The 5,854-nt window shown below is 41.3% G+C and carries 3 protein-coding genes; 2 read left to right on the forward strand and 1 reads right to left on the reverse strand.

Features of this window, described 5'->3' with window-relative positions:
* A partial coding sequence (locus tag VB797_RS26000) for a GNAT family N-acetyltransferase (RefSeq protein ID WP_323240655.1) occupies positions 1-382 on the reverse strand: 382 nt, incomplete at its 3' end.
* Positions 383-769: 387 nt separating this feature from the next.
* Here VB797_RS26000 and VB797_RS26005 point away from each other — a divergent pair.
* Both VB797_RS26005 and VB797_RS26010 read left to right on the forward strand, forming a co-directional pair.
* The gene (locus VB797_RS26005; protein WP_323240656.1) at positions 770-4,780 is read left to right on the forward strand and encodes a magnesium chelatase subunit H; all 4,011 of its coding nucleotides are present in this window, start codon (positions 770-772) and stop codon (positions 4,778-4,780) included.
* Positions 4,781-4,929: 149 nt separating this feature from the next.
* Positions 4,930-5,829, forward strand: a complete 900-nt coding sequence (locus VB797_RS26010) for a hypothetical protein (protein ID WP_323240657.1) — start codon at positions 4,930-4,932, stop codon at positions 5,827-5,829.
* The last annotated feature ends 25 nt before the right edge of the window (positions 5,830-5,854 follow it).

Consider the following 5,854-nt stretch of genomic DNA (forward strand, 5'->3'; position numbering starts at 1 on the left):
TCTTTTTCGTCATAAACACGCTATTCGGGTCTTCAATGTATTCAGCGAAGGGACTTCGGTACTCGAACCCATACCGTGTATACAACGCTCGTGCCGGAGCGAACTCAAGCATAGCCCCTGTTTCCAGATTTAGGCAATCGTAAGCACGCCGTTCGGCTTCTTTGATGATGTGTTCCAAAATTTTCGAGGCAACACCTCTAGCACGGTGAGCCTTGGCAGTACGCATTGATTTAACTTCACCACTTCTTGAATCTAATTCTTTCAACGCTCCGCATCCAACTAATTCCGAACCCTCCCAAGCCGACCAGAAAGTAATATCGGGTGATCGCAATGCCTCTAAATCAAGAGCATGAACACTTTCGGGTGGTGTAATCTCATTCATTTCTTCGAGATGTTCCCGAAGAAGGTCAGCGATCTTTTGACCTGTTAGGTCATTTTCGCGAATCTGCAATCAGCACCTCTCAAATCTAAATCTGTATTTATTATGATAAAACCTCTTTACCCCTCTGCGTAAACCGTACTCGTCCCTCTGCGTTTAAAAAAAAATATATATCCATTAATAACCAAATAACTAAATATGAATATTACAAATAATTTACTAAATGTGAGTAAACACACCAAAAAAACGTAAAGTATTGTTAAGCGAAAATTGTTTAATTTTATCGAATTGTGTCAGATGGACGACAAAACGCCCATAACTAGGCAATTTCTGATAAAAAACATTTAGTGCCGAACCAGAGAACACGCATCACAAGGAGCGACGAAAAGTATGTTTACTCACGTCAAGTCCACCATTAGACACATCAAACCGGAAAACCTCGCAGGGCGACATTTGATTAAGGTGGTCTATGTCGTGTTAGAGTCCCAGTATCAAAGTGCTTTGTCACAAGCGGTACGGACTATAAACGATAATCACCCCAACATTGCGATTGAAATTAGCGGTTATTTGATTGAGGAACTCCGCTCGGAAGATAATTATCGGGAGTTTCAAAGAGAGTTAGAAACTACGAATGTTTTTATCGCTTCACTTATTTTTATTGAAGATTTAGCGACTAAGGTAGTTGCAGCGGTGCAGCCTCATCGCGATAAGTTTGATGTGGCTGTGTGTTTCCCTTCGATGCCGGAAGTTATGCGTCTAAATAAGATGGGTAGTTTTTCCTTGGCAAATTTGGGACAGTCCAAAAGTGCGATCGCGCAGTTTATGAAGAAGCGCAAGGAGAAATCCGGTGCGTCTTTTCAAGATGGAATGTTGAAGCTGCTGCGGACTTTGCCTTCTGTATTAAAGTATTTGCCGGTGGAAAAGGCTCAAGATGCTCGTAATTTCATGTTGAGTTTTCAGTATTGGTTGGGAGGATCTTCTGAGAATTTGGAAAACTTCCTGTTAATGCTGGCTGATAAATATGTTTTAAAAGATGTAGATAAAAGCAATTTTGCATCTGTAGAAGAGTATCAACTGCCGGTTGTTTATCCCGACATGGGAATTTGGCATCCTTTGGCAACAACGATGTTTGAGGATGTCAAAGAGTATCTTAACTGGTATAATAGCCGCTCAGATATTTCTCCCGATTTAAAAGATCCCTTAGCCCCTTGTGTGGGTTTGGTATTGCAGCGGACGCACTTGGTAACTGGTGATGATGCTCATTATGTGGCGATCGTTCAGGAATTAGAAGCGATGGGAGCGCGGGTAATTCCCGTTTTTGCTGGCGGTTTGGATTTTTCTAAGCCGGTAGACGCTTATTTTTATGAAACTTCTGCTTTGAAAGGAAGTAATAAGCAAGGAACTACTTTAATCGATGCTGTAGTATCTTTGACAGGATTTGCTCTTGTAGGTGGACCAGCCAGACAAGACCACCCGAAGGCGATTGAGTCGTTAAAGCGGTTGAATCGTCCGTATATGGTTGCCTTACCTTTGGTATTCCAAACTACCCAGGAGTGGATGGAAAGCGATTTGGGATTGCATCCGATTCAGGTGGCTTTACAAATTGCTATACCCGAATTAGATGGTGCGATCGAGCCGATTATATTGTCTGGTAAAGATGGTGCAACCGGAAAGGCGATCGCGCTGCAAGATCGAGTTGAAACGGTAGCAAAACGGGTGATGAAGTGGGCTAATTTGCGCCGCAAGCCCAAGTTAAATAAGAAGGTAGCGATTACTGTATTTAGCTTCCCACCGGATAAAGGTAATGTCGGAACCGCCGCTTATTTGGATGTGTTCGGTTCGATATACGAGGTAATGAAGGCTTTAAAAAATAATGGCTACGATTTACCCGAATTACCTGCAAGTGCTAAAGAGTTGATGGAGCAAGTCATCCACGACGTACAAGCACAGTATGCAAGTCCGGAATTAAACGTTGCTTATCGGATGTCGGTTCCCGAATATGAGGAATTAACACCATATTCCCACCGTTTGGAAGAAAATTGGGGCCCACCTCCCGGAAATTTGAATAGCGACGGACAGAATTTATTAGTTTACGGGAAGCATTTCGGTAACTTATTTATCGGAGTACAGCCGACCTTCGGTTATGAAGGAGACCCAATGCGGTTGTTATTTTCCCGCTCTGCCAGCCCTCACCACGGTTTTGCTGCATACTACACATACCTGGAAAAAATTTGGGGTGCTGATGCGGTACTGCACTTCGGTACTCACGGCTCCTTGGAATTCATGCCAGGAAAGCAAATGGGAATGTCGGGTGATTGTTATCCCGATAGTTTAATTGGTACAATTCCCAACTTGTATTATTACGCTGCAAATAATCCTAGTGAAGCTACCATTGCCAAACGTCGTAGCTATGCGGAAACTATTTCCTATCTTACACCCCCCGCAGAAAACGCTGGTTTATACAAAGGGTTGAAAGAATTAAGCGAACTAATTGCTTCCTACCAAACCTTGAAAGATACCGGAAGGGGAGTTGCGATCGTAGATACCATCATGGATAAAGCCCGGATGGTGAATCTGGATAAAGACATCAATTTCCCAGAAGACAGTTGCAAGGATATGTCCGCAGAAGAGCGCGATAATATCGTTGGTAGCGTCTACCGTCGGTTGATGGAGATAGAATCGCGACTGTTGCCATGTGGATTACACGTAGTTGGGAAGCCTCCCACCGCAGAGGAAGCAGTAGCTACATTGGTTAATATAGCTGAGTTAGATCGAGAAGAGTCAGAACTAATTAGCTTACCAAGGATAATTGCTAACAGTATCGGACGCGACATCGAAGAAATTTACCGCAATAGCGACAAAGGTATTTTAGAAGATGTGGAATTGCTGCAACACATCACCTTAACCACCCGCGAAACTGTTGGAGCATTAGTTCAAGCACAAATCGACGCAGAAGGTAGAGTATCCTTAGTTTCCAAGTTGAATTTTTTCAACATGGGTAAAAAAGAACCTTGGGTAGAAGCTTTACATCAAGCAGGTTATCCCAAAGTTGATAAGGAAGCACTCAAACCTTTATTTGAATACTTGGAATTCTGCCTGCAACAGGTTTGTGCGGATAACGAACTCGGCGCACTACTCAAAGGATTAGAAGGAGAATACGTTTTACCTGGTCCCGGAGGAGATCCAATTCGTAACCCCGACGTACTCCCCACGGGTAAAAATATTCACGCTTTAGATCCGCAATCAATCCCCACAATGGCAGCAGTGAAATCTGCGAAAGTCGTTGTCGATAGATTGTTAGATAGACAAATGCGGGACAACGGCGGCGAATATCCCGAAACCATTGCCTGTGTATTATGGGGAACCGACAATATTAAAACCTACGGGGAATCACTAGCACAGATAATGTGGATGGTAGGCGTGCGCCCGGTTCCGGATGCTTTGGGAAGGGTGAACAAGTTAGAATTAGTACCCTTGGAAGAGTTAGGAAGACCGAGAATCGACGTAGTAATCAACTGTTCCGGCGTATTCCGCGACTTGTTTATTAACCAAATGAACTTGTTGGATCAAGGGGTGAAAATGGCAGCAGAAGCCGACGAACCCTTAGAAATGAACTTTGTTCGCAAACACGCACTCAAGCAAGCCGAAGAGATGGGTATTAATTTGCGTCAAGCAGCAACCCGCGTCTTTTCCAACGCTTCCGGCTCCTACTCTTCTAACATCAACTTAGCGGTGGAAAATAGTACCTGGGAAAACGAAGGGGAATTGCAGGAAATGTACCTTAAACGTAAATCCTTTGCATTCACCGCAGATAACCCAGGAATGATGGAAAACTCGCGGGAAATCTTTGAAAGTGCATTACAAACGGCTGATGTCACCTTCCAAAACTTAGACTCCTCGGAAATTAGTTTAACCGACGTTTCTCATTACTACGATTCCGATCCAACAAAAGTAGTAGCCAGCTTGCGGAAAGATGGTAAAAAGCCAGTAGCCTACATGGCAGATACCACCACAGCAAACGCCCAAGTACGCACTTTGTCGGAAACTGTGCGCTTGGATTCTCGGACTAAATTGTTGAATCCTAAGTGGTACGAAGGAATGTTATCTCACGGTTACGAAGGTGTGCGGGAATTATCCAAACGCTTGGTTAATACCGTAGGTTGGAGTGCGACAGCGGATGCGGTAGATAATTGGGTTTATGAAGATACTAATGACACCTTCATGAAAGATCAGGAAATGCAGGAAAGGTTGTTGAACTTGAATCCGCATTCCTTTAGAAAGATGGTGACTTCTTTGTTGGAAGCCAATGGTAGAGGTTATTGGGATACAGATGAAAGTAACTTGGATAAGTTGCGGGAATTGTATCAGCAAGTTGAGGATAAGATTGAAGGGATTGAGTAGGTAGAAATTCGGATTTAATTTGTAGTTTTTGAAGCCCGCGATCGTGCGGGTTTTTTTGTTTTTTAAACGCAGAGGGACGCTGAGGTTTGCGCGGAGGTTCGCGGAGGGGATAATTAAGGAGATAAAATATAAGTTATTTGAATTTAATTATGAATTATCGGATAGAAAGCACAAGTGAACTGGAACTTATAATTAAAAATGCTGTCAAGTCTGGAACTAATAAACTTGATTTAAATTTTGCATCTCATAAAAAATATATAATTCCTAAATCTATAGGAAATATATCCGGCTTAAAAGAATTGGCTATTTTAAATGAATCTCTTGCTGTTATTTATATTGATGAAATTCCGGCAACAATTGGTAAGCTATCTGACTTAAAAAAGCTTAGGATTTACGATTGTAGTTTAGAATATCTACCTGAAAGCATTGGTAATCTCGAAAATTTGGAAGAATTAGACTTAGCTGACTTACGAAATTTAAAAGAAATACCGAAGAGCATTGGTAAACTTAAAAATCTTCAAAAACTTGAGCTAAGAGGTTGTAAATCTAGTCTTGCTAATTTAGAAAAATTACCAGATAGTATCGGACAGCTTACTTCTTTGAAGCATCTTATGATTCATGATACAGCTATTCAATCACTACCTGAAACTTTAGGCGACCTAAGTAATTTAGAATATTTAGAAATTCAAGGCAATAGAGATTTACATCAATTACCTAATAGCATCGGTAAATTGCATAAACTAACTGAATTAAACCTTGAAAGAGGATCTTTAGAAACTTTACCAGAAAGCATCGGTCAATTACAAAATCTTCAAAAATTAAATATTTCTTTTAATGAATTGGAATATTTACCAGAAAGTATTGGCCAATTACAAAATCTTCAACAGCTAGAACTTAGTTATAATAATTTAAAATATTTACCACAAAGCATTGGTAGTCTAAGCGGGCTTAAATATGATATTAATGCTTACAATAATCCTTTAAATGGACTTCCTGCAAGTGCCTCTAAATTACCAGTAGAAATTGGTTATGGTTGGATACCTAATTGAATTCCTTTTGCTAGGAACTGCTATC

It is taken from the genome of Rivularia sp. UHCC 0363, from assembly GCF_034931125.1.
Lineage (GTDB): Bacteria > Cyanobacteriota > Cyanobacteriia > Cyanobacteriales > Nostocaceae > Rivularia.